The sequence below is a fragment of the Vibrio sp. 779(2023) genome (genome assembly GCF_033344285.1).
In the GTDB taxonomy this organism is placed as follows: Bacteria; Pseudomonadota; Gammaproteobacteria; order Enterobacterales; family Vibrionaceae; genus Vibrio; species Vibrio alginolyticus.
In genome coordinates, this window is sequence record NZ_JAWPOM010000019.1 from 24,173 (window position 1) to 49,007 (window position 24,835).

The following is a 24,835-nucleotide window of genomic DNA, read 5'->3' on the forward strand; positions in this document are numbered from 1 at the left end:
ATCATTATCAATAAATAGAAAAAGTAGTGGAATTTATAAATATGGAAAGTCCGATTCGATTTCATCGTTCAGCGGTTGCTATCGTCGTATCCGCATTGCTCGCTGGCCACGCCAATGCAACTGAGAGCACATCCCAACACGAAACGATTACGGTGCTAGGAGAAACATACCGAAACACCGCAACTAAAACCGTTTTAGAACCGGAGGAAACACCGCAAGCGATCACGGTAATCACTAAAGATGACATGGACCTGCGCGGCGTAAACTCGGTGAGCGAAGCATTGCGTTATGCACCTGGCGTAAATACAGAATTGCGTGGCGGTGCCGTTTCCCGACTTGACCTATTCAATATTCGTGGTTTTATTAACTACACCAACTTTTATGATGGTCTTCCTTTGCTGTACAACGGTTGGAACCTTCAACCGCAGGTCGATTCCGTTGCTCTTGAGCAAATCGAGGTTTTTAAAGGGCCAACGTCTGTTCTTTACGGCAATATTCCACCAGGAGGTATGGTCAACATTATCGCCAAGGCGCCTCAGTCAACACCCTCGCACTCTGTCTCGATTAGTACAGGGACTAACAGCCTAAAAGAACTGACGTTCGACACCACAGGACAAATTGGTGATTCTAATGTTGATTACCGTATCGTCGGCCTGGCAAAACAGCGAGATGGTCAAGCCGATACGTCTGAAGACGAACGTTACGTACTCGCCCCATCTTTCAATTGGCAAGCGACAGAAAGCACATTAGTGAACGTGAATGTTTACTATCAAAATGATCCATCAGCAGGTATCTACACGACTGTGCCTGCGTCTGGCTCAGTGATTAAAAACCCACTTGGCTCGATGTCACCAAGCACTTATTTGGGGGATGAGGACTGGAACACTTACGAACGCGAAGTTCTGATGATGGGTTACAAAGTCCAACACGACTTTAACAACAATTGGCAATTTCTACAGAATGCCCGCTACATGACCGCCGATGCCTATCAGGAAAACACATATAACGGTGCACTTGAAGCGGATAACCGTACCGTTGGTCGAAATGCCTATTTAACCGATGAAAAGTCCAAATCCTTTGTGATTGACAACCAACTATCGGGCTACGTTAAAACAGGAAATTTTGAACATAACTTATTGTTCGGGCTTGATTATCAGTATCTAGACTCAGATGTAAAATACAAAGACACGCTTGGGTATTCGCTAACTCAGGACATTTTTAATCCTGACCACAACAGCATTGATCGTAATGCACTGAATTTCCAATACAAACAAAACTTAGATATCAAAACGAAGCAGATTGGCGTTTATTTCCAAGATCAAGTTCGTTACGACCAACTTGTAATGATTGCAGGTCTTCGTTGGGATAAATACGATTCAAATACAGACGCCGTTAGCGATTATCTAGGAGCAGTATCCAACAGCAAGGAAGAGTTAGACGATACCAACGTATCTTTCCGAGTCGGTGGTTTGTATGAGCTAGACTTTGGCCTCTCGCCATACCTTACTTACTCGGAAAGTTTTGAGCCAATTGCGGGTGCCGACTCTTCTGGTAAAGCATTTGAGCCATCAACCGGTCATCAATGGGAGTTAGGCTTTAAATACGCACCATTATCTGGTGATATCTCAGGTAACTTAGCACTCTTCCATATTACGAAGAAAAACGCGATCTTGACCGATCCGAATAACCCATATGCACCGAACTATCAAGCGGGCGAAGTGGTATCACAAGGTATTGAACTTGAGGCAAAATGGCAAGCCACAGCACAAGCTGATTTCACTCTAGGCTATACATATACCGATATGGAGATTACCGAGGACAGTTATTACAACCAAGAAGGTAAAACGCCGGTTTGGGTACCTGAGCAAACGGCCTCTCTATGGGCAAATTACTTCTTTGAAGGAAATCTTTCAGGCCTTCGTACCAGTGCTGGCGTTCGCTATGTCGGAGAAGCACAAATTGATGCACAGAATAGTCAAAAAGTACCGGACTACACCTTGTTTGATTTAGCAGCAAGTTACGATTTCTCAACGGTATCTGAATCAATGAAAGGGGCTAGCGTCACGCTTTCTGCAAGCAATCTATTCGATAAAGAATACTATTCTTGTTACGACAAAAATAACTGTTGGTTTGGCGCTGAGCGCTCTATCGAAGCGAAGTTAGAATACAACTTCTAACCTCTTAGAGCGGAACAGCAGTAATTTGTAAAGCGATGGTTTCTAAAACAAGCCATCGCTTTGTATTTTGCATAGAGCATCAATATAAACGCTACCGTGTCACTTTTTTATAGCACCTTTCTGGCCTACCAACAGAGCCATAGTTTAAATCAGCCTCTAGTTCACCAGTGCTGATCAGATACTCCAAATAGCGCCTTGCCGTTGTTCGGCTCACTCCGATTTTTTCACCTGCCTCATCAGCGGTCAGTACACTGCCATTTAGGAACAACTCTCTGATCTTGTCTAGGGTTACACCATCAATCCCTTTTGGTAATCGGTTCGGCAAGTTGTCTTGATTGGCGTGAGACTGCAGCATTTTATCAACGAGGTTCTGATCCAAACTCTCTACGATGTCTAGTTGTTGGCGTTGGGACACATACTTTTTCAGTGCGGCATCTAATCGTGGAAACATCACTGGTTTTAACAGGTAATCGACAACGCCACCCCTCATCGCCTGTTGTAACGTATCGACATCCCTTGCGGCTGTAATCAAAATGACATCACACGTTTGGTTACTTGCACGCAGTGTATTTAGTATCTCAAGCCCTGTGCCATCGGGAAGATAGACATCCATCAATAGTAAATCTGGCTTAAGAATGTCGAGTTGCATTTCCGCTTCCATTCTCGTGGTCGCAATTCCGACCACTTCCAAACCTGTCAGTTGGCTTAAGTATTTGTGGTGCAGCTCAGCAATAGCCAGATCATCTTCAATGATCATTACGCGAGTCGCCATACTCATAATTGTTCTTCCTTGGGTAAGTACACCGTTATTCTTGTCCCATAATTTGTATTGGGTATCATCTCAACATGGCCGTGATATCGAGTAGCAAGCTGATTGACAAGGTGCAACCCAACACCTCGATTTTGACGAGATTTCGTTGAAACGCCTTTTGTAAATAATGTTTGTGGATCCATTGTTTTTGGGAGGCCACAGCCATGATCTATCACCTCAAGTATCACTTCATTTCCGTAATCGCTAACGGACACATCAATTTTTCTGCGTTCTGACGCAACATTTGATTCATCGCGAATTGAAGTTAACGTGGCATCGAAAGCGTTATCAATCAAATTACCCAAAATTGTGACAAGGTCTTCCGAATTTAGCCACTCAGGTAGGGGCTCCAGACGACTGCCTTCCTCAACCACCAGTTGTAAGCCTAACTCGCGAGCACGTTCAGTTTTTCCAAGCAACATACCTGCAATTAGCGGGTCCTTAACGGTATCTCTTAAAAACTCAATCATTGCTTGATAGTGTGCGGTTTCTTGTCCAATTAACTTTTGCACCGCATCAAGCTCACCCATTTGTACTAGCCCACTAATGGTGTTGAGCTTATTTCGATGCTCATGGGTTTGCGAACGTAACAAATCTGCATATTCCTTGGTTTGTGATAGCTGCTCGGTTAGATCATTAATTTCATCCCTTAAACGGAAACTCGATACCGCCCCCACGATTTTTCCATCAACATAAATTGGAGAGCGATTTGCAATCAGGCGCTTATGATTAAGGAATATTTCAATATCATGATCTTCCTGCCCGCTTTCTAATACTGTATATAGATCGCTATCACGCAGCGTGTCAGTCAAAGGTTTATTGAGCGCTGATTCTCTATCAATACCGAGAATCTGGCAGGCACTACGATTTATCGAGCGAAGTATCCCTTGGGCATCAATGCTTAACACGCCCTCTTTGATAGTGCTCATCGTCACTTCTAATTCGCCGTACAACCGCCCTATCTCTTCAGGCTCAAAGCCTAAAATGGCGCGCTGAAACTTTCTCGACGCATAATTGGATACAATGGCATTAGCGACGACAACTACGATGACCATTAAAATCAAAAAGGCCAAAAATGGTTCGATGCGGTCTTGCAGTCGGTCGAGCAAATAGCCAACCGAAACCACACCAATGATGTTCCCTTGCTCGTCAAAAATCGCAGCTTTACCACGAACTGAATAACCTAACGAGCCCTGTGCCGTCGAAACATAAGACAACCCCTGCTCTAGCGCTCGACGATTGTCGCCACCTCTCATTGGCTTGCCCAACCGCTCATCAACAGGGTGGATTAAGCGTACTCCCTTATGGTCGCCAATAACGATGAATGCAGCACCTATGGCTTCGGTTAATTCTCGAAAGCGAAGTTGGTATGGCTGGGGGTGTTGGGTTTCGATCATTTCACGAACAACCGCTGAGTCCGCTAAAAAACGGGCAACACCCAGTGCTTTTTCTCCCATTTCTTGCTCTTGATTGATTTTGAGATAAGTGAACCCTGCGGCGACAAGCAATAACAGCTCTATCAACCCCGATAGCGTCATGATAATGAGCATCCGCTTACGAAAGCTGATGGTTTTCCAACTCATTGATACATCCTTGTGATTCACTCTTGAGCGTAACGTTAACACTCAGTTAACAGCATGACGTTGTCGTGGTGATAAATCTGTGAGGAAGACAAGCAAACCGCAGAGTTTACGGTTAATTAATCGACGAGCTGAAACATAAAATTACAACCATTCACCAAATTTAGCATTCCTCTCTGATACTCAATTCCATACATAAATTGCCCTTAAAATCATGATCGCGATCACATCGATTTTAGCGGTTTTTGAGGCGTTTTTAGACTTTACAACGTATAATTTTTAATCAACGAAACCAATGAGAGTTTCGGTTTGAAAGCAGTGAAGCTGGAAGTCTATTAAAAGCTCAACATTGATGTCAGTGGTTTGGACAAAAATAAAACAAAACACAAATACTGACTATATGACAAACACTTAGACACCATCTGAAAACTGGAAAACTATAAACAGAGGTGCATTTATAGTTAGAAGGAACACCAAACATGGAACGCGATACCTTTGGAATATGCCTGAATAAGGCGATGCTGTCAGAGAATATGTATTCAACATTTACACACGTCAGGGCTTATGAAAAAAACGGAGGCGGTACTTCTGATCTCAAAGTCCTGTTATCGTTCCCTCAAATGAGTGGAAAAGATCTATTGAATACGATGCGAGGTTCTCGTCAGCTCGAGTGGAGAGCGGAGTTTCACTGTCCATATACGAAATAAATTTGTAACATCTCCCGCGCCCAGCACAAATATAACTGGGCGCATACTACTGCCCAATTTTCCCTCCTACTTAACACGCAGTTACGAATCCTTTATATTAGAGCTAATACTCTACGACAAAGCAGCCATTATGAAAAAAACAGGAAAGGTTTGGATACTGGGCTTACTTAGCAGCTCGATTTCCCTTGCCTGTCATGCGGCACCGATCACTTTTGATACCGCATGGCAGCTATTGCTAGAAAACAACTATTCTCTTAAAGCTCAACGCTCAAACGTCGAGAACTACCAATACCAAGAGAGTGCCACCAGCAATCTCAACTTACCTCAGGTTACTATTGGCGCGAATTACACGCGTTTAGATACCGATATCACGCTGTCGGGAAAACAGATCCTAGACAGCACAGGAGCACACATTAACGTACCTCCTGCTTTTCAGCCTATTTTTGGTGCCTTAGCTAATACCACTTCGACCATAACCGAGCGCGATATTTTCTCTTCGTCTATTCGTGCCATTTGGCCAATTTTTACTGGTGGTAGAATTTCTGCGGCTCAATCAGCAGCAGAAGGCAAAACGGATGAGGCGAAAAGTCAGCTTCTAATGGAACAACAAGCGCGTTTTGAAGATTTATCGAAGTACTACTTTTCTGTCGTACTGGCAAAGGAAGTACTCGCAACGCGGCAAGCGGTTGAAGCTGGGCTAAAAAAGCATCGAGATTTTGCCATTAAGCTTGAAGAGCAAGGACAAATCGCGCACGTTGAGCGCCTGCAAGCCGAGGCTTCTTTAGATAAAGCATCCGTAGAAACACGTAAAGCTGCCAGCGATTTGAGTATCGCTCAGGCTGCATTAGGTAAATTACTCGCACAAGATGACGCCGTAGAGCCCGCTGAATCTTTGTTTATCAACGACAGTCTTCCCCCTCTTAGCGCTTTTGTCGATCAAACGTTGCTTACCTATCCGGGGTTAGAACTTCTGAGCGCTAAACACAAACAAGCCTCTAGCTTAATCAAAGCAGAAAAAGGGAAATACTACCCTGAAGTTTATCTTTACGGCGACTACAGCTTGTATGAAGACGATTCTCTCGCAAGCCAAATGAAGCCAGACTGGTTAGTTGGTGTTGGTGTCAGCATTCCACTGATTGAATCATCAGGGCGAAGCGAAAAAGTCAAAGCCGCTCAAAGCGTCGTCTCGCAGGTCGACTCATTAAAGTCCCAAGCCAAACAAGACTTATCGCTGTTAGTCCAAAAGACATACTTGGAGGCTCAGCAAGCCATTGATGAAGTACAAGGGCTCGCATCTAGCATTGAACTCGCTAACGAAAACCTGCGCTTGCGTGAAAAAGCATTTACTCAGGGTCTGTCGTCTTCGCTGGATGTTGTGGATGCACAACTTTATGTCGCGAGTATAGAAACACAGCGTTCAGCGGCGCGTTTCCGCTATTTAATATCTTTAACCAAGCTACTCGCATTGAGCAGTGAAATGAACAGCTTCGAACAATATCAAAATACCGCTTATATCCCTGCTTCAACATCCAAAGAGGTGAAATAAATCATGGCAGCTAAATCACTAAAACCCGTTTTACTCTCACTTTGTGCTTTGGGTGTTGCCTCTTGGGTTGGGTATCAATTTTACCAAGCCTATCATTCGGAACCGATCCGCTTACAGGGATTAATTGAAGCCCAGCAATACAGCATTTCCTCAAAAGTCCCAGGGCGTATTGATGAGGTAATGGTACGTAAAGGCGACGATGTAGAGAAAGGTCAGCTTATTTTTACCCTTCATAGTCCTGAAATTGAAGCGAAGTTAGAACAAGCAAAAGCAGGTGAAAAAGCGGCGGACGCTTTAGCTCAAGAAGCTGAGAAAGGCGCACGTGAGCAACAAATCCAAGCAGCAAAAGATCAGTGGATGAAAGCCAAAGCCGCTGCGAATTTAATGGAAAAAACCTACAATCGTGTAAATAACCTTTATAACGATGGCGTGGTTGCAGAACAAAAGCGCGATGAAGCTTTAACGCAGTGGCAAGCAGCGAAATACACAGAAAGTGCCGCGTTTCAAATGTACGAAATGGCAAAAGAAGGCGCTAGAAGTGAAACCAAAGTGGCTGCGGCGGAAAAAGCGCGCATGGCATCAGGTGCCGTAGCCGAAGTAGAAGCGTACGCGAAAGATACTCAGATCTACAGCTGGTTTGACGGCGAAGTCTCTCAAGTTCTACTTCAAAGTGGTGAATTAGCACCTCAGGGCTTCCCGGTTGTTACTGTGATAGATACAGAAGATGCCTGGGCGACACTTAATGTGCGTGAAGATTACCTTCAACACTTTAAAAAAGGAGCAACCTTTGATGCCTATTTGCCTGCCTTAAACAAAAATGTTGAGTTCAAAGTAACGCATGTTGCCGTTATGGGTGACTTTGCAACGTGGAGAGCAACCGATGCTTCTCAAGGTTTTGATCTTCGTACCTTTGAAGTAGAAGCTCGTCCAGCTCAACCCGAACCTGAACTGCGTATGGGAATGAGTGTTGTCGTTGAACTTTAATCACAACCACTAGGTTAATGCTATGACGATTAAGATTTCACAGCGGCATATCTTACGACGAGACAAGTGGTTGCTTTCGTGCCTTACTTGGATACCGATTTTGCTCGCGCTGATGATTTGGGGAGTGTTCTCTGCGGGCATTGCCCGGGATCTGCCAATCGGTGTGGTTGATCTACAACATTCCCAACTTTCTCGAAAGCTCATTCAATCTTTGGATGCGTCGTCGAGTCTGGCTGTTAACTATCATTACGCCAGTGCAAGCGAAGCAAAAAATGCGATGATTGAAGGCGATATCTACGCTTACGCGGTCATCCCATCTAAGTTCGACCAAGATATTCTCCAGCACCGCCAACCTCAACTTTCTGTCTTTTACAACAGTCAGTACATTTTGGTAGCGAAACTGATCAACTCTGCCGTTGCGCAAGCACAAGGCTATTTCGACGCTCAGGTTGAAGTAATGGGCAACTTGGCTAAGGGTAACACCACAACGTTAGCAGCGGCTGGACAGGCTGTACCCGTGTCGACACAAATAACCGCATTATTTAACCGTAACAATAACTACGCACAATTTTTGGTAACGGCTATCGTGCCAGCCATTTGGCAAATATGTATTGTAGTAAGCACTATTTTGATTCTTGCCGCGCACTTTCGCATTTATGGTGGAAAGAATAGCTTTGCATTTTTGGGCGAAAAGCCATACGCCAGGCTCACTACCCTATTAAGTCAGTACATTCCGGTCTTTATGGCGCAAGGTGCGTTGTTCTTGTACTGGTTTTATTCCGTGCTTGATTGGCCAATGGAAGGCAGTTTTGTGGTTATGCTATTAGCACAATTGGCGACGGTTATCGCCTGTATCATTATGGGAGCGTTGTTCTTCTTCTTGTCGATGGATCCTGCACGTGCGATGAGTTTTGCTGGCGCATTTACGGCTCCAAGCTTCGCGTTCATGGGAATTACATTCCCAGTTTCTGACATGAACACGCTCGCTTATGCATGGCGTTCATTATTGCCGATTACCCATTACATTGAAGTACAAGTGAGTCAAGCAAGCTATGGAGCATCGGCCGCACAATCTTTAAGCTCGCTATGGCCTATGATTGGTTACGTTGTGCCCCTGCTCATTACCGCAGCCTTGATGGGTAAACATCGAACAGCTTCATCAACACGCCAAGCGAAGGAGGCGGTATGACATTGTGGCAACTGATTAAAGCGGAACTTAAGGCCGTTCTAACCAATCCAGTCGTTACGTTGACCGTGTTTGGTGGTGTCGTATTTTACTCGTTTTTATACCCTTTGCCTTATGCACAACAAACGCCTCGTGAACAACCAATCGCGATTGTTAATCTAGATGGTAGTCAGACGAGTTTAAAGCTAGAACGTATGGTTGATGCCACTCCGCAAGTCAACGTAGTCACTCGACTTCATACGATTGCCGATGCAAAGCAAGCATTTTTACAACGAGAGATCACCGGTTTTTTAGTCATACCAGAACACTTTTACAAAGACCTAATGCTAGGTAAAAGCCCGACTCTGGTCTACGCTGCGGACGCCTCGTATTTTCTCGTGTACGGAACCGTGGTAGAAGGATTGGCCCAAGCTGGAGGCACATTAGGGGCCCAAGTGAAAGTCAGTAAAATGGTGATAGATGGTGTGCCCATGAGTATGGCTAGCCATAATTACTCTGCTATTAAGCTTAATATGAAACCAACGTTCAACCCAACCATGGGTTACATCGAATACGTAGTGCCGGCAGTATTTGTTCTGATTTTACAACAAACGTTGATCATGGCGGTTGGATTACAAACGGGAACACAGCGTCATGGTCGTGGCTATTGGTCACAAGTATCAACGGGATCGCTGCTGCTTGTGAGAACGTTAGTATTTGTGGCAATTTATTATTTACTCGGCGCCTATTATTTTGGTTTTAGCTTCGAACGTTTAAACGTAAACCATATCGCCAATGCGGGCGAATTGCTGGCTATGTTGTTCCCGTTCTTTTTAGGTTGTTGCGGACTAGGCTTCTGGCTAGGTTACTTATTACCTCGGCGTGAACTTGTCACCTTAGTCGTCTTAGTGAGCTCTATGCCGCTCATTTTCTTGGCTGGTTTTATTTGGCCAATTGAAGCCATACCTACTCCCTTATTATGGATTGCTGATTTAAGCCCAAGCACTTGGGCGATAAAAGCTTTCTTAGCGCTAAACCAAATGGGGGCAACCTGGCAACAAGTCGCTCCACATTGGACGGCGCTTTGGGCACTCACCGTGCTTTGGGGTAGCGTTGCGTACTGGATTGCTAAGCGAAGTAACAAGCCAGTTGTAACAGAGAGCTTGGGGTGACAGCTGACATTTTTTATTACTATAAAAAAAGCCGGGTAACTAAACCCGGCTGAAAATCTGCGTCCTTGCAGCGGACATATGGTAAAAACACTTTTTGCTCTGGGCTTACCCATTGAGCGAGGTTAGATTAAGCCAAAAACTATGGACTCCATACTCTCATATAGAGGGTTATATCCTTCCAATAGACATTAGCTCTTCGCTAGAACGATAACGTTTTTCAGACACAAAAAAACAAGACTCACATTGAGTCTTGTTGTTGATAGGGATGAGCAGGATACATGTCGCCGCTAAGTCATATCACGGATTATTTTCTCTCGGTATTCTGTAACGACCTTCATGATTGAATTTTTTACATCACCGACTTGCTTAGAGGGTTGGCACCATAGGCCAAAACCAAACTTAAAACCTTCCAATAATTCAGAAGCTTCCACTGGCTCTATATGATTATTAGAAAACTCCGAATGGGCAAACGTTCTGGGGAGAATCGCCCATCCTAAACCTGCTTCAACCATTTTCACTACAAGGGCCAATTGGTCGACCTCTTCATGGTTCGAACTTACGATGACTTTTTCGCCCATTCCCTCTTCAATAAGAGACCGCAGTACAAATTGTTTACTATTCCTCAAGGCTGTCAATACTCGATCTGGTGCCATAGAAGCGAGTTCACCACCTTTCTGGACGAAAGGAACAAATTCAAAATGACCTAAAAACGTCGCATCCAGACTATGTATTGCTCGACTATCATGCACATTGACAATACCGAATTGATACTCACCATTCTGTAAACCCTCTTTAATTTCGTTGCGATTACGAACAAGAAAGTTAACTCGCATCATCGGAAAATCTGCCGCTAATTGAATACGAAGCAATACGAGAAAACGGTGTGGTATAGCGCTTGAATAGGCGATACTAACATTCTCTAACCCACCGTAAGCCAGACTTAATGCGACTTTATCGAAAGTACGTGCTTGTTCGATGGTTTGCTTAGCATAGTGGTAAAGAAGATGACCATCTTCTGTCGGTTCTACCGAGCGCCCCACTCGCTCAAACAGGTTGACCGCCAGTTGGTCTTCAAGATTGGTAATCACCTGCCCTATTGTGGTTCGGTGCTTATTGAGTTTGACCGCCGCCTTACTAAACGAAAGCTGTTCATAAACGGTTACGAACGCGAGAAGTTGTTCAAAACTAAAATTCATAGGTTGTGCTTACTTTTTAGAGTTATCTAATTAAATTACCACAAGATCGTAGAATTGCTACTTGGTAACGGAAACAATCTGCGTTTGAATTCCTTCTCGACGACACAAAAAAACCTACTAGCTTCAGTAGGTTTTCTCTAACTTAGTTGTACTCAACGACACGAGCTAAATAGTTGAATTCTCCTGAGTCACCATGGTAATCGCGGTAGACATCGACACTGAAATATTTAGGTTGATCAGCGTAAATGTGGTCAACGACTTTTTGCTCAAGTGACTCCAACGTTTCACCGACCTGAGAGTACACGAACTGCTTGTTCACTTTTTCCAATTTACGTTGTTTCGCTTCTTTGTGTGACACATAGTTGTTGATCTCTTCCCACTTTCCCACGAACTCGACCGCCACGTAACTCGAGTTCTCGTCAATCATGATAAAGGCTGCACCTTCTTCTTTGATTGCAGACAGTTGCTGCATATCACTATCCACTTTTTGCTGGTCAAGATGGGCTCCACTTTGGGCGAATGCAGTCGCGGAAGCGGTAAGCATCATGAGTGTAAGAACGGCTTTTTTCATTGTATCGTTTTCCTGTATTAAGGGAGTTCAGTTACCCAAAGTTGCCCTTGGGTGGCTTTTTTGAATCCATATTCGTAAATCGTCAGCAAGTAGCGGTGATCGAACATATCTTTCGTTACTTTGGCGTATCTAAAATCTTGATCAATGTAGGTAAACTGCATCTCGATATCGTTGATTTCACTGATGTATTTCATTCGATAGAGATCACCACGAGTTTGCGCTAGCGTAAGGTTTGAGACACTTTTCGATACCAAGTCCAAACCTTTGTCTTTTAGTGGACGATACGGCGCTTTTAACGCACCATTGCGAATCACATCCAACTGAGGCGCTTTTTCTAACCCCAAAGCATCTGAGATTTGTTGATAGTTGAAGTTAGACGGATTAAAGAACACCTGCGCTGCGAGACCACCATCTACGTGTAACTCCTCAAGAGTTTCTCCATCATGTTCAACATCGATAAATTGTGGAGGGAAAACACCAGGGATCGATGCGCTCGCAGCAAGCACCTTGTAAATCAGTTCAGATTTGTCCGCTAAATCACTGTTCGCAATCGCACCAATATTCCAAATCACCAGTTCGCCTGAATCAAAATGGGTACTGCCAATAAAGAGGCGTTTACCATTGCGGTGTTGCTGCGCCATCGCCTCGATCATGGGCTCAGGGTAAGCGTCTGCGATGAAATCATAGAGGTTCTCACCATCGGTAAACGCGTCCTTAAACAGGGTATTTAAGAAGTTCTTCTTACCCAAAATATTCTTATCATTGATGTTGAGCATGACTTCTTTCATCTTTGGCATCGCATCACCGCCAATGAAAACAAAAGGAGCGATTAGGGCACCCGCACTGACTCCAGTAATGATGGCATAATCTTTTAGCTCACCCTTTTCCTGTAAGCCCATCAAAACGCCAGCACCATACGCGCCGTTTACCCCACCACCCGATAAGGCCAAAATATTGAGCTGTTCACCTTCTACTTTGATTGGTGTGGTTTGATTGTGTGCCGAATAAAGGAAATCGGGAGCCTCATTAGCCCACATTCGAAGTGGTTCTGCCAGTGTTGAGTTTGCGATTTCAACGTCTTTATAGTTGCTTGGAGAAACACGGACATCCAGCGTATGGGGTGAACTACAAGCCGCTACCAAGAGCGAGAGTGCTATCGTTACACCAGAGGAAATTAAACGATTCATAGTCAGTCTCATTTAATGTTCTCTGGCGTATGACCAGAGACTCAGTTTGAAGTTAATTGGGTCAAAATGAAGTCCGTTTCGTTGTGTGGAGTTACTATAGCTAGGCACGGCTAAACCCCATAATCGCGATTGTAGGATGCTATCCATCAAAGCAATTATGCCAAGTTTCTATATGCTAACTTTACGCTTCTCCGTTAATTAGGTACTGCGCTAAGCAATTTTCACGACGTTGAACTCATGCGTCGGTTCGACAAATTCGTATTGGGCATTGATCGTCTGTAGCTCCCATGTGCCATAGCCTTTGGTGATCTCCAATACACCGTAAACGGCGTTATGTGTATGACGAAAGGCTGCGACAGGAGACATCTTCTTCACCAAACAAGAAGTAAAAATCGCAGAAATCAAATCACCGACACCGACTGGCTGCATAGCAAATTCAACACTAGGGCGTTGGGCCAAATAGCTTGCTTTCGGCGTGGCTAAAATCATACTGAAGGCGTCATCTGTTAGTGCATGCAGGTGTTTCACCAATACCATTTTCGGTCCCAGCTCTAGGGCTTTTTTACATGCAGTGACCGCATCATAAAGAGAGTCAATTTTCACACCTGTTAACTCGCTCAGTTCAAACTGGTTAGGAACAATCACATCAGCGATGGGCAACAAGCTATGGCTTATCGCTTCTTTGACACCGTCTGCCACAATGCAACCTTTGTCTGGATCACCCATAACTGGGTCACACACATAAAGTGCACTATGGTTACGCGATTTGACTAAACTTACCGCTTCGGCCACCGCTAGACATTGCTCTGCGCTGCCTTGATAACCGGACAGTATCGCGCCACATTCGCCTAACTTCTCAATGTTATCTAAGCCTCTCATTAGAGAATGAATTTCATCTGCCCCAAACTTCTGTCCAGTCCAACCTTGCTGGTACTGAGTGTGATTTGAAAACTGAACCGTGTGAATTGGCCATACTTCGAGGCCCATTCTCTGCATTGGGAAGACTGCAGAACTGTTTCCGGCGTGGCCATAAACCACATGAGATTGAATAGAAATAATGCTTTTCATAAGTCACTCTTAATAGGGAAGTTTGTTAGCTTGGCGACTAAATAAACACAATGCCGCGCACTGTGCTTATTTGGTCGGAATAGCCTCGACAACGCCGAGGCTTATTCTTAATCAGGCTGGATTCATTAGCCTTTGAATTCAGCAAAGTACTCATCCAACACTTTGCGTGTTGCACGACCGATAAGCTCGTATTCGTGGTGAGTAAGGTTTGCTAGCGAAACTCGAACTGATGCATGCACTACATCGAAGCCTTGGCCTGGAAGTAGGATAACGCCGGTTTCATGTGCAAGGCGGAACAGGAAGTCTTTGCCCTTCTCGCTCGCTTTGAACCATTCAACGAATGCTGGTCCGTACAATTTGCCGCCCAGAGTGTCGAGCTCAAGCAGTGTGTAGTAGTCCACACGATCTTTGTTTTCTTCAATTTCTACACCCATGTTTTTGTACAGAGTTTTGTAACGCTCGCGAATGATGCGTTTACATGCTTCTTTGTAGTTTTTCTCTGAGTCCATCAGACAATTCAATGAGAACAGCGCCATTTGAACTTGTTGAGGAAGCGACAAACCTGCTGTGTGGTTAAGCGCTACGCTACGGCTGTCGGCAACGATACGGTCAATAAACTTGATCTCACGAGGTTCCGGAGTCAGCGTTTTGTAACGATCGTCCAACTCAAGTTGACGCACTTCAGGAAGGCTACGCATTGCATCGTCAAACACGTTGTTGTGTTGAATCGCAATCGAGCCTAAACGCCAGCCTGTTGCACCGAAGTACTTAGAGAACGAATACACACAAAGCGTGTTGTATGGCAGTTTTGCAAACAGTGAGACAAAGTCGTCCGCAAATGTGCCGTATACATCGTCAGTCACAATGAACAGGTCGCTACGTTCGTTGTTCACAAAATTTGATAGGTTATCCAGAGTCTCATCCGAGAACTTCACAGACGCTGGGTTTGCCGGGTTAACAACACAAAGCAGTTTGATGCCTGTATCTGCAAGCTTTTCGATTTCAGACATCGGCAGTTGCCATGTTGTCTCATCCAGACGTAGTTCAACGATTTCCAGTTCGTATTCACTCAGTTCTGGAATCTCTAGGTAAGGCGTAAAGATTGGAGTGATTAGCGCAACCTTGTCACCTTTCTTCAATAGACCGTTGTTGAACATAGTTTGGAAGGTGTACGTCATAGACGCCGTACCGCCTTCCGTTGCAAACAGATCGAAGTCTGTTGTCATTGGCATTGGGCCGTACATCTCTTCTGCAATGTATTGCTTCACAACGGTTTCGATGTTCGTCAACATACGTGGTGGCACTGGGTAGTTACATGCAAGGTATGCGTTAACCAGTTCATTCAAGAATGCTTGTTTCTCTAGACCCAAACGGTCTTTTGCGTAGCTCAGCGACTTTTCCAAGAACTGTACGCCTTGGTCTTGTTTATTCTTGCTTGCAAACGTATCGAAGCGTTCAACAATGCCCACACCATCTGGAATGCCACCGAAACCACCATCTAGGTATGAATAAGTGCGCTCGGCTTCCAATATTGCGAACTCACCCAAACGAATGAACGCTTTACGTGGTAGTGTCGCAAGAAAATTAGGATTACCACGACCTGCATCTAATAACGCGCGGTCAGGAACAGTTTGTGCCACTTCAATTAGTTTATCTTTTAATTCAAATGGGCTTAAATCTGCAAATTTTGAAAAATCAATTGTTGTGTTTTGCGTAGTCATAATATTTACCTGAATCTATTATTTAGTAAAATTTGGATAATACTTCCCCTACCGCCTATTTAATTAGGCGATAAGCGTGTTCGAATTTATTTAAATTACATGCCTGCGTTTAAAGTAATAATGCCGACAATGATTGGACCCCATAGGGTAAGCAGGACATTGGCGACTGCATAAGTCACAGTGAATGAGAATACTGGCGTTGCGTTACCTGTTTTTTCCATTAAAGCCGCGAATGCTGGGTTCGCACTTCGTCCACCTGTCACACAGCCAAGTGCTTCAACCGGGTTCTTAATCTTCAATACAAAATATGAGAAGAAGAACGAAATAATCTGAGGGATAATCGTTACACCCATGCCAAGGAACAACAGAGACATACCGTGTTCTTTGATGGTGTCGACCGCTTGAGGCCCAGCCTCAAGGCCAACAATGCCTACAAATGCTGCCAAACCGAAATCTCGAATAAAGTTCGCGGCACCCACAGGAAACTGAGCAACATGCGGATTGCGGCTACGCAACCAACCGACGATCAAACCTGAGATCAAACAACCTGCACCAGAACCGATAGTGACGGGAATACCAGCAATCTTAAAACTGATTAGACCAATTAATAGGCCAACCACCATGCCCATACCAAGCACGACTAAGTCAGTCACGCTTGCTGAGCCCATTCGCTGACCAATGTTTTTCTCAACGCGATTGATGTCTTTTGCGGTACCTGTAAGCTGGATGACGTCGTTTTTCTTCACCACAAGATCCGGTGTCATTTCAATTGAGTTGCCTTCACGAATATAGTCTGTCACATAAATACCGCGCATAGAGCCTTGGTTCGAAGCCTCTTTAATCTCTTGCAGCGACTTACCAATCAGTTTGCGGTTGTCTGCGATCAGTTGACGGTTTTCTTCTATAACTTCATAGCCTTCTGGAAGTGCAATCTCGTTGTCAGCCAAATCATCTTGCAGCTGATGTACTGCATTACGGCGGCCTGTTACAACAATGACATCCCCTTCTTTCAGTGCTGTGAATTTGTCCACGTCTAGCACTTTGCCATCGCGTTGAATCAATTCAATACAAGCAGCCAGAGCGTGTTGGTTTAACTGAGCTAAGGTTTTGCCTGCTAGCCCACCATCTTTGCTCACTTTAAATGCTCGTGTAACCAGCGCTGTGACAGCGTTGAACTCACCCGGCGCTAAATCACGCTTACCATTTGAGTTTTTCTCTTCTAGCGCAATCGCTTCTGCTCGGATATCCCACTTCATCAGTGTTGGGAATACCCATGTCACCATCAGAATTGGACCAAGCGAACCAAAGATGTACGTAACTGCGTAGCCTACTGCGACGTTGGTCTGCATTAGGTGCTTCGCTTCTTCTGTCACACCACCAAGACGTGCGATCGCATCACCCGCTGTACCGATGATTGCCGATTGAGTCAAACCACCAGCGGCAAGGCCTGCTGCCGTACCTCTGTCTAGATCGAACATCCAAGCTGCTGCTAGTACACAAAGCAGGCCAGACACCGTCATCACTACAGCGGAAAGTAGAATGTTGATGGTTCTAAAGTTCAATGCTTTGAAGAACTGCGCACCACCTTGATACCCTACTGCGTAAATAAAGAGCGCAAAGAAAATGCTTTTTACGCCGGGATCAATATGAACACCAAATTGCCCAATAATTACACCCATTAATAATGTTCCGGCAACACCGCCAAGAACAAATCGACCAATGGTAATTTTACCAACCATATAACCGAGAGAGAGCGTAATAAAGAGAGCAACAAATGGTGCCATGTCAAAAAGGTTAGAAATAATTTCCATGACAATTTTACTCTTACTAATAAATATAAAACTCAAATAATCTAACGAATAATCTGTCACTCATATTTGTTGGATTATTTAATTTAAAAAGCATCTCGTTTGCTTCGAAGCGAATATTAGGAACAAAACCTCACAACTCGTAATCCCATTTGAAGGATGAAACCATCACTTCGCATATTCAAAAGCAAAAATCGATCAATAATTGTCGAAAATTTAATAACTTAGCGTTCTGCAATGAACACCAGATAAATCGCAAAATAATTTTATTTTTGTTTTCGCGCTTCAAAAAGCGGTTTGGTTGCATCATTCCCTCTATATAGCGCATAACACCTTTCGTTTGATGGATTAGATCCTCCAAAAGCGATTATCACGGATGCCATCATTTGCCTTATCTTTCCATTCATCAAGTTAATAGAGAAAAACACCATGAACTCAATGCCACATGAACTTGTGTGGGGCGAAGTTTACTTCCCACCCTTGTTGCTGGTTATTGCATTGGCTTACATGCTCACCATTTTGGTCGGAACCGTTGCTACAAAACTGGGACTCCACAAATACGTTGCATTTCCTGCACTCGCAGAGCTAAGCCTAATTGTGATTTTTACTGGCGTTATTGGTCGATTCATTACGATATTTTGAGGCAAATTCCGTGATAAAACGTTATCTCATCACACTGCTACTACTGTGTTCCGCTGGCACCGTGATTTTCAGCTACTACCAATCATACTCTGACAACCCTTGGACTAGAGATGGCCAAGTTAGCGCGCACATCGTTTCTATAACCCCCCGCGTAACAGGACAAATCATCCAAGTCTACGTTGAAGACAATTCGCAAGTGAAACAAGGCGATTTGCTGTTTGAGATTGACCCAAGCATCTATAAAGCGGCGTACCACAAAGCGCTAGCAGCTCAAAAGCAAGCCATTGCATTACTAGCAAAGGCCAAAAATGAAGAGCAGCGAGCACTTAAGTTAGAAAAGCGCACACCTGGCGCCGTACCTGTACTGACATTGAATAACCTAGACAATGCAGTGGAGACAGCCGTTGCCAACGTAGAACTCGCGAAAGCCAATGTTGAAGAAGCCAAGCTAAACCTTGATTACACAAAAGTTTATGCGCCAACGAATGGTTATATAACTAATTTGAACTTACGCGTCGGCTCTCAAGTCGTCGCTAACTCCCCAGTCGTGGCTTTGATTGATGAAGACAGCTTTTGGATCGAAGGATATTTCAAAGAAACGGATTTAGTTGGCGTTGATCCACAAGATAAAGCCTACGTGACCTTAATGATGCACAATGAAGCTGTGCTGGAAGGAAAAATCAAAAGCATTGGCTACGGCATTGCGAAGCAAGATGGTAGTACTGGTAACGATCTTTTGCCCAATGTGAACCCTAACTTTCAGTGGATACGCTTAGCTCAACGCATTCCAATTAAAGTTAAATTAGATCACTTACCGAAAGATTTTCAACTACGTGTTGGTATGACGGCCTCTATCAAAATCATCAAACAATAATGCGGTGGAATGTATGTTTAATGCCTCAACCAAAGAAGCAATCAAAGCTGCGCTGTCTATCGTTATCGCGATCTGCCTTGCCTTATGGTTTCAATGGGAGAAACCGTATTGGGCGGCAATTGCGGTCGCGGTGATGGCATTGAACGAAAGCTTCGCACACTCGATAAACAAAGGTAATAACCGATTGCTGGGAACCTTATTGGGCATCGGTTATGCCTTTTTTCTTATTGCGATGTTTTCTCAAGACCGCTTTTTGTTCCTCACCTTCTTCACCTTGTTTTTGGGGGTGTGCATATTTATGTCGAGCGACGAGAAGTACGGCTATGTGTTTACGATTGGTTTTGCCGTGTGCTCAATTGTCGCCTGTATGGGGGGCTTTGATAATCAAGCAACATTCCACTTCGCCGTCCTTCGTATGCAGGAGACGATTCTTGGTGTGATCACCTTCTCGGTTGTGTATCGCTTAGTGTGGCCAGTAAACACGGAACAAAACTTCGTTCAGCGTTTTGAGACAAGCCGTGAGGCAATACTTAACGCCATGAATAACCCTCACCACATTGATATCGAAGCACTGGAAACCAATACGACTAACATAGAGAAACTGTTCCAACTGATCAGCTTGCCGCTCACTGGTAGCTACCATTTAAAAGAGCATCGTCAGCTATGGCGCGCGCGTTTAAATGAGATGGCACAGCTCCAAGACCGATTGCTAGAACAAGCCGATAAGCCGAAACGTAATGAGATCGATTGGTCGACGTTAGCACAGCAACTTCAAAGCTTTGATATGAAAAAGCCGAGTACATCATTAATTGGCGACGTCCCTTTTGTCATGCGAGGCGATAACAGTACTGTTTGGCATCATGAGCATCGGACCTTCATCCAGCATTTGAATGAAGACGGCAGAAAGGTACTACAAGGAGTCTCCATGTTCGTAACGTCGCTGCTGATCTGGATTTACCTTCCTGTGCCCGGAGGGTTCATTTTCCCGATGCTGGCCGGCGTATTCTCATCACTCGTTCCTACCATGCCTCCTAGCATTATTAAGGATGCTTTTTTTGGAGTAATAGGCACGGGGACGGTAATCCTTCTGCAATACATTTTCTTAATGCCAATGATGACCGAGCTATGGCAACTTGCCTTGTTCTACTTCATCAACATCATCGTGATTTGGAAGGTCTTTTCCACACCAAAACTGATGGTACATAGAATTCTAGGTATTAACTTATTGGTTGTTTTGACATCGAGTGCGCTCAACTTAACCCCAGCGTATCGAATTGAAACGCCATTGCTGATGCTGGTAAACATTATGATCATTTTGATGATTGCCAAGTTGTTTACTGATCTGTTCCGTGTTCGCGTCACGGCCTAAGCGTCACCTCCGTTCTTGAAACTAAAGCCCCGCATTGCTTTTGCTCTGCGGGGCTTTTTACTTTGTTCACTGCCCTATTCCTGCCTCACCCATAAAGCGAGGATAGTATCCATCAAAAGCGATTAACGGTATCTCTCTTCACCTCATAAAATCCTCTCATTGATTCACGAAATGCAATCGAAAACTCTGCATTCACAACGTCAATCACAGCAAACACATCTATCTAACTGAACAAGAAGTTCAGTGACACATTAACTGTCTGAGTCTCGAAGGTTTGAGACTATTCAGAGTGGAAACTGTCATGAGTTTTTTTGAATTACGCGCCGGCAAGACGTCTTCTCTTACTGTGCTCGCGAGCGCACTAATGCTTACTACCCCCACTTTTGGCTTCGCCGCTGAAGAGACGACGACCTACAACGAAGTAATCGAGCAAGGCCGAGCGCTGTTCGACAAATACGGTATCAGTCATGATTTACCAAAACTGGCCATCAGCTCTCTAGTTCAAGGCGAGCATTTGGTCGAGCATGCCCACCGAAGTGTTAAAATCGGTGATAGCGTTCGCGATTCGTCCGTCTACTTGGTTAAGAACACCGATAACAAAGGCAACATTGATCTGCGTATCAAGTACAACCCTGAACAACTCGATGAAAATGAAAAAGTACTTGATGAGATCGAAGCTTTCACACGAACAGAATACCGCCTTCGAAACTACGCGGAGAGTTTTGATCCGTCATCAGTAAGAGCCAAAGAGGATCAGAATGGTAATGTGATCATCAGTTTTAATTACTCAAAATACGGTCTTCCTCAAGATATCGCCTACTTTCGCTTTTTAAGCGTTGATATTGAGTTGGTTAATGGTGAACCAAAACGTATGGTCATTACCAACGATAAACCGTTCACACATCACAACTACCAAGTGGATTCTTACGATCAAGAGATCCTCTTCCAGAAGTTAGCGTCAGGCAAAATTGCGATTGCCAGTAAAAACACCAAGATAGTTGGTTCAAAGAAAAATAAACCCCTCGAAATGATGAGCAGCGTAAAACCGGTAGCGATTTATGAAGATAAGCTTGGCGTGCAAGTACTAGACGAAAAACGCTTGAATGAGGTCTCTGATCCACGCATGCAAGAAGCCAGTGTTAAGCTAGACCGAGTTTTTCCTTTAATGGGTGATATGGTTCGTCGTCAAGGTATCGATTTGCCTCTGCCGTTTGGTGTGTCGCTAGCGTATCGAAATCAAGATATGAATATTCCATTTAATGATTTCACGATTGAAGGCATCGGCCTTAATGAACTGTTTGATCCAGAAGACAGTGTCGGCATCGTGAGTGCTGAGAGCATGACGCTTCGTGGCGATGTAAACATCCTGCCATTTTGGAATGTATTTGGTTACATCGGAAAAGTTAATGTCGATGCCAATGTTGATGCCGCCTACACGGGTGAAGGTGGCCAGTACATAAAAGATAAGCTGAACGATAAACTGCCAGGATTAGGTGATAAGTTTTGCGATGGTTTATCTGCACTTTGTAGTCGCGGACGCCTAGACGTGCCGCTGCATTTGGAATATGACCTTCGTGGTATAGGTACAACCCTTTCGGTTGGCTATAAAGAATTCTTTGCTTCTGTCACTGGTACCTATTCGCAAACTCGCTTAAAGGGCTTAGATGATTGGGGCGATGGTATTGTTACTGTACAGCCGATGTTGGGTTATCAACTTGTCGATTATCGCACGCAGTTTTTTGTCGGAGCAGAATATCAAGGACTGGACGCTCGAATGGACGGGCATGTAAAAAGTGGTGATATCGAATTCGATTACGACATTGGTGTAGATCTTAATCAATGGGCGTTTTTGACTGGTTTCAATAAGCAAATCGGCAAAAACTACAACCTGACCTTTCTCTATAACAAAGGGGAAACTCGAGAGTCAGTAACCTTAAATCTTGGTTACCGTTTCTAGCTCTCATAAAGAGCCCGCCCCTAGACGATGGTAGGACTGCATCCTACAAAGGCGATTACTGAAACTGTCGCCGATGTCCTACCATTTGAGCCATCAATACAACAAGCCATCCAACCATTCACGGATTAATGCCAAAGCGTCAGGACGTCGCTTGTTAGATGCCGTTTAACATTTTCGGTGTACGCACCAAATGACTTTTGGACATAACAATGACTTTACTCAATCGCTCAACTTTAGCCATTACCATCACTCTTGCCTTAGCAGCTTGCAGTGATGACTCTGGTAAACCTAGCGTTCCTAACGGCCCGAAGCCACTACAACCCTTACCACCAGAGCAAATCGCTTTGGAAATTGGCGATGCAACCATTCAAGCGACCAAAGAGTCCCTTGTCATCACGCCTCTTGATGCGGATGAAAAACTGGCAGCGGTAGAGGCGTTCAAAGGTATCCAGTTTGCGCAAGCAGACCGCTTTCAGCACAGCATTGCGGTCCCACTTGAAGGCGATGTTGATGCGACTCAGTTCGGTGATGCGTGTCCGCAATTAAAAACCACGACACAAACGCAATCAGAAAATTGTTTGAACCTAAACATTTGGCGACCTGCCGGGACAGAAGCGTACGCAGATTTGCCAGTTTATGTCTTTATTCACGGTGGAGACTTTGAATACGGCGCGGGCTCAGAACCGCTGATTCATGGTGATATGGTGGTTGCACAAGGTGCTGACGATGGTAACCCGTTTATTGCAGTTACTTTTAACTATCGTTTGGGCTTGCTAGGCAGTGTTTGGATCGATGGTTTGGACAACCCTGAGGGCGGTAACTTTGGTCTAGGCGATCAAAAACACGCGCTTGAATGGGTTCAACAAAACATAGAGGCATTCGGCGGCAATCCGCAAAACGTGACACTCATGGGTCAAGGTGCGGGTGCCATGTCGGTGGGAATTTTACAGCAATCAAAAGGCGATGCTGCAATCGCAGGTGAGCACTTTCAACGTGCCATCATGCAAAGCAACCCTTACGGCTTTGAATATAAAAGTTACGATGTTGCCAAGAGCCAAAGACCAGAGCAAAGCGTTGAAGATCTTGCGTTACTACCACTTGAAGAGGTTATGAAGGTACAAAGCGAGATGCTTGATCCTATTCAACGTCTTAAGAACTGGGTACTGACCGCCGTGAATATTCCGGTTATAAGCCCAACACGCGACAACAGCCCATTAGCTACATTGATGCCATTTGCGCCTTACATCGAGCATCGCCCACCAGCGTTTCTAGTGAAAGAAGTACCAGGCTATCACTTTACTGAGCAAGCCATTGAGAGTGAATGGATCGTACCAACGGTAATTGGCTCTAACAGCGCAGAAATCAATACTCTGGGCATGCTGCCGAGCCTGACATTTTTGATCCCAACTATCATTGAAATCTTGAGCCAAGAAGCACCAGAAATCATTGAAAGTGGTGACGAAACCTTAATCGTCGAATACATGGTTGAGTGGCTAGAATCGGAAACGAACTTAAACCGTTTACGCACCGAATATCGTTCATTACTCAGCGATTCAGCTTCAATTGAACTCGATCTTTCTGACTTATTGGAACTGCTGCCTTGCACCGCTTATGAGGCGATGACTAAGTTGTTCTTCGGTTTGGGGAACTCCGATTCAACCACGGAGTTACTTGCTCTGGCTGACTTCTTCCCTAACGATGAAAGCGAACTGAATGGCGCGTCCAAAAACATGCAGCAATTCAAAACCGCGTTACATGACTTGCTCTTCACGGGTCCAAACCGTCATAAAGTTTCAACTGAAGAAGCAACAGGAGCAACGCCAAGCTTTTACTACTTTGACTACACACCTGGATTCAACGTATGGACTTACAACACAAAAGGTGAAAATGGCGATCTCGACGTTGGTGATTTACTCAAAAGCATCAGTTGTATTGTGGGCGCTTGTAATGCATCGGAATTACCATTTGTGTTTAATAAAGCATTAAAGCTTGATGGTTCAAGTGTTCGTCCAGGTAGCAAAGACAAAGCAATGATGAACGAGCTCTCTCGTATGTGGTTTAGCGAACGTTTATTTGAGGACTTCCAATACAACAGTACGACTGACCGAGTATTGCTGATCGATAACGATGGCGGCATTCAATCCACGCAAGACTGGGACAATGCTCATCACTCAGGCATCGATCCAAAACTGCGCCAAGGTCGGCTCAACGGTCTCGAGGAACTTGGGCTGATTCTTAGCCACATGTAACTTCATCCTCAGCCACTCAAAACTCGTTACCGAATACCTAAAAGCCAGTTC

General features: G+C 44.6%; 19 protein-coding genes. 11 read left to right on the forward strand and 8 right to left on the reverse strand.

The window, feature by feature from the left end:
• The first annotated feature begins 41 nt into the window (after nt 1-41).
• Nucleotides 42-2,177, forward strand: a complete 2,136-nt coding sequence (locus tag R8O70_RS19365) for a TonB-dependent siderophore receptor (protein WP_205461505.1) — start codon at nt 42-44, stop codon at nt 2,175-2,177.
• Nucleotides 2,178-2,268: 91 nt separating this feature from the next.
• Here R8O70_RS19365 and R8O70_RS19370 read toward each other — a convergent pair whose 3' ends face one another.
• Nucleotides 2,269-2,955, reverse strand: coding sequence for a response regulator (locus R8O70_RS19370; RefSeq protein ID WP_154204529.1), 687 nt, complete (start codon nt 2,953-2,955; stop codon nt 2,269-2,271).
• Complete coding sequence (locus tag R8O70_RS19375; RefSeq protein WP_258624461.1) at nt 2,952-4,571, reverse strand: sensor histidine kinase; 1,620 nt, start codon at nt 4,569-4,571, stop codon at nt 2,952-2,954. Before R8O70_RS19375 ends, R8O70_RS19370 begins: the two co-directional genes overlap by 4 nt.
• Before the next feature lie 476 nt (nt 4,572-5,047).
• Between R8O70_RS19375 and R8O70_RS19380 the strand changes: the two genes are divergently transcribed.
• From R8O70_RS19380 to R8O70_RS19400, 5 genes are all read left to right on the forward strand, one after another.
• The gene (locus R8O70_RS19380) at nt 5,048-5,275 is read left to right on the forward strand and encodes a hypothetical protein (RefSeq protein ID WP_005377125.1); all 228 of its coding nucleotides are present in this window, start codon (nt 5,048-5,050) and stop codon (nt 5,273-5,275) included.
• Between the two features lie 130 nt (nt 5,276-5,405).
• Complete coding sequence (locus tag R8O70_RS19385; RefSeq protein WP_025768106.1) at nt 5,406-6,821, forward strand: TolC family protein; 1,416 nt, start codon at nt 5,406-5,408, stop codon at nt 6,819-6,821.
• 3 nt (nt 6,822-6,824) lie between these two features.
• Nucleotides 6,825-7,805 (forward strand): HlyD family secretion protein, encoded by a 981-nt coding sequence (locus tag R8O70_RS19390; RefSeq protein ID WP_054579565.1) that lies wholly within the window; start codon nt 6,825-6,827, stop codon nt 7,803-7,805.
• Nucleotides 7,806-7,827: 22 nt separating this feature from the next.
• Nucleotides 7,828-8,994 (forward strand): ABC transporter permease, encoded by a 1,167-nt coding sequence (locus R8O70_RS19395; protein WP_031778953.1) that lies wholly within the window; start codon nt 7,828-7,830, stop codon nt 8,992-8,994.
• Nucleotides 8,991-10,142, forward strand: coding sequence for an ABC transporter permease (locus R8O70_RS19400; RefSeq protein ID WP_005377120.1), 1,152 nt, complete (start codon nt 8,991-8,993; stop codon nt 10,140-10,142). Before R8O70_RS19395 ends, R8O70_RS19400 begins: the two co-directional genes overlap by 4 nt.
• Before the next feature lie 287 nt (nt 10,143-10,429).
• Here the strand turns inward: R8O70_RS19400 and R8O70_RS19405 are convergent, their stop codons facing one another.
• From R8O70_RS19405 to aspT, 6 genes are all read right to left on the reverse strand, one after another.
• Nucleotides 10,430-11,338, reverse strand: coding sequence for a LysR family transcriptional regulator (locus R8O70_RS19405; protein WP_005377119.1), 909 nt, complete (start codon nt 11,336-11,338; stop codon nt 10,430-10,432).
• A gap of 142 nt (nt 11,339-11,480) precedes the next feature.
• Nucleotides 11,481-11,909, reverse strand: a complete 429-nt coding sequence (locus R8O70_RS19410) for a hypothetical protein (protein WP_047102715.1) — start codon at nt 11,907-11,909, stop codon at nt 11,481-11,483.
• 17 nt (nt 11,910-11,926) lie between these two features.
• Nucleotides 11,927-13,096 carry a patatin-like phospholipase family protein gene (locus R8O70_RS19415; RefSeq protein ID WP_318184324.1) on the reverse strand — a complete coding sequence of 390 codons (1,170 nt, stop codon included), beginning with the start codon at nt 13,094-13,096 and terminating at the stop codon, nt 11,927-11,929.
• 210 nt (nt 13,097-13,306) lie between these two features.
• On the reverse strand, nt 13,307-14,164 hold the full coding sequence (gene pdxY / locus R8O70_RS19420; RefSeq protein ID WP_151514840.1) for a pyridoxal kinase PdxY: 858 nt from the start codon (nt 14,162-14,164) through the stop codon (nt 13,307-13,309).
• Nucleotides 14,165-14,289: 125 nt separating this feature from the next.
• Nucleotides 14,290-15,885 (reverse strand): bifunctional aspartate transaminase/aspartate 4-decarboxylase, encoded by a 1,596-nt coding sequence (locus tag R8O70_RS19425; RefSeq protein ID WP_053350320.1) that lies wholly within the window; start codon nt 15,883-15,885, stop codon nt 14,290-14,292.
• A gap of 95 nt (nt 15,886-15,980) precedes the next feature.
• The gene (gene aspT / locus R8O70_RS19430) at nt 15,981-17,696 is read right to left on the reverse strand and encodes an aspartate-alanine antiporter (RefSeq protein ID WP_318184325.1); all 1,716 of its coding nucleotides are present in this window, start codon (nt 17,694-17,696) and stop codon (nt 15,981-15,983) included.
• Nucleotides 17,697-18,122: 426 nt separating this feature from the next.
• Here aspT and R8O70_RS19435 point away from each other — a divergent pair, with 426 nt between their 5' ends.
• The 5 genes from R8O70_RS19435 (at nt 18,123) to R8O70_RS19455 (ending at nt 24,784) form a co-directional block, all read left to right on the forward strand.
• Nucleotides 18,123-18,335 carry a DUF1656 domain-containing protein gene (locus tag R8O70_RS19435; RefSeq protein WP_005377106.1) on the forward strand — a complete coding sequence of 71 codons (213 nt, stop codon included), beginning with the start codon at nt 18,123-18,125 and terminating at the stop codon, nt 18,333-18,335.
• A 10-nt stretch (nt 18,336-18,345) separates the two neighbouring features.
• Entirely contained in the window at nt 18,346-19,209 is an 864-nt protein-coding gene (locus tag R8O70_RS19440; RefSeq protein ID WP_005377105.1) for an HlyD family secretion protein, read from the forward strand.
• Nucleotides 19,210-19,222: 13 nt separating this feature from the next.
• On the forward strand, nt 19,223-20,578 hold the full coding sequence (locus tag R8O70_RS19445; RefSeq protein ID WP_269334381.1) for an FUSC family protein: 1,356 nt from the start codon (nt 19,223-19,225) through the stop codon (nt 20,576-20,578).
• A gap of 301 nt (nt 20,579-20,879) precedes the next feature.
• Complete coding sequence (locus tag R8O70_RS19450) at nt 20,880-22,535, forward strand: hypothetical protein (protein ID WP_064354002.1); 1,656 nt, start codon at nt 20,880-20,882, stop codon at nt 22,533-22,535.
• Between the two features lie 209 nt (nt 22,536-22,744).
• Nucleotides 22,745-24,784, forward strand: coding sequence for a carboxylesterase family protein (locus R8O70_RS19455; RefSeq protein ID WP_258624470.1), 2,040 nt, complete (start codon nt 22,745-22,747; stop codon nt 24,782-24,784).
• The last annotated feature ends 51 nt before the right edge of the window (nt 24,785-24,835 follow it).

Coding starts and splice junctions, on each gene's coding strand:
- R8O70_RS19405 (WP_005377119.1), bottom strand. CDS start 11,338: ATGAATTTTAGTTTTGAACAACTTCTCGCGTTCGTAACCGTTTATGAA.
- R8O70_RS19375 (WP_258624461.1), bottom strand. CDS start 4,571: ATGAGTTGGAAAACCATCAGCTTTCGTAAGCGGATGCTCATTATCATG.
- R8O70_RS19410 (WP_047102715.1), bottom strand. CDS start 11,909: ATGAAAAAAGCCGTTCTTACACTCATGATGCTTACCGCTTCCGCGACT.
- R8O70_RS19425 (WP_053350320.1), bottom strand. CDS start 15,885: ATGACTACGCAAAACACAACAATTGATTTTTCAAAATTTGCAGATTTA.
- R8O70_RS19370 (WP_154204529.1), bottom strand. CDS start 2,955: ATGAGTATGGCGACTCGCGTAATGATCATTGAAGATGATCTGGCTATT.
- R8O70_RS19380 (WP_005377125.1), top strand. CDS start 5,048: ATGGAACGCGATACCTTTGGAATATGCCTGAATAAGGCGATGCTGTCA.
- pdxY (WP_151514840.1), bottom strand. CDS start 14,164: ATGAAAAGCATTATTTCTATTCAATCTCATGTGGTTTATGGCCACGCC.
- R8O70_RS19455 (WP_258624470.1), top strand. CDS start 22,745: ATGACTTTACTCAATCGCTCAACTTTAGCCATTACCATCACTCTTGCC.
- R8O70_RS19450 (WP_064354002.1), top strand. CDS start 20,880: ATGAGTTTTTTTGAATTACGCGCCGGCAAGACGTCTTCTCTTACTGTG.
- R8O70_RS19385 (WP_025768106.1), top strand. CDS start 5,406: ATGAAAAAAACAGGAAAGGTTTGGATACTGGGCTTACTTAGCAGCTCG.
- R8O70_RS19435 (WP_005377106.1), top strand. CDS start 18,123: ATGAACTCAATGCCACATGAACTTGTGTGGGGCGAAGTTTACTTCCCA.
- aspT (WP_318184325.1), bottom strand. CDS start 17,696: ATGGAAATTATTTCTAACCTTTTTGACATGGCACCATTTGTTGCTCTC.
- R8O70_RS19395 (WP_031778953.1), top strand. CDS start 7,828: ATGACGATTAAGATTTCACAGCGGCATATCTTACGACGAGACAAGTGG.
- R8O70_RS19400 (WP_005377120.1), top strand. CDS start 8,991: ATGACATTGTGGCAACTGATTAAAGCGGAACTTAAGGCCGTTCTAACC.
- R8O70_RS19390 (WP_054579565.1), top strand. CDS start 6,825: ATGGCAGCTAAATCACTAAAACCCGTTTTACTCTCACTTTGTGCTTTG.
- R8O70_RS19365 (WP_205461505.1), top strand. CDS start 42: ATGGAAAGTCCGATTCGATTTCATCGTTCAGCGGTTGCTATCGTCGTA.
- R8O70_RS19415 (WP_318184324.1), bottom strand. CDS start 13,096: ATGAATCGTTTAATTTCCTCTGGTGTAACGATAGCACTCTCGCTCTTG.
- R8O70_RS19445 (WP_269334381.1), top strand. CDS start 19,223: ATGTTTAATGCCTCAACCAAAGAAGCAATCAAAGCTGCGCTGTCTATC.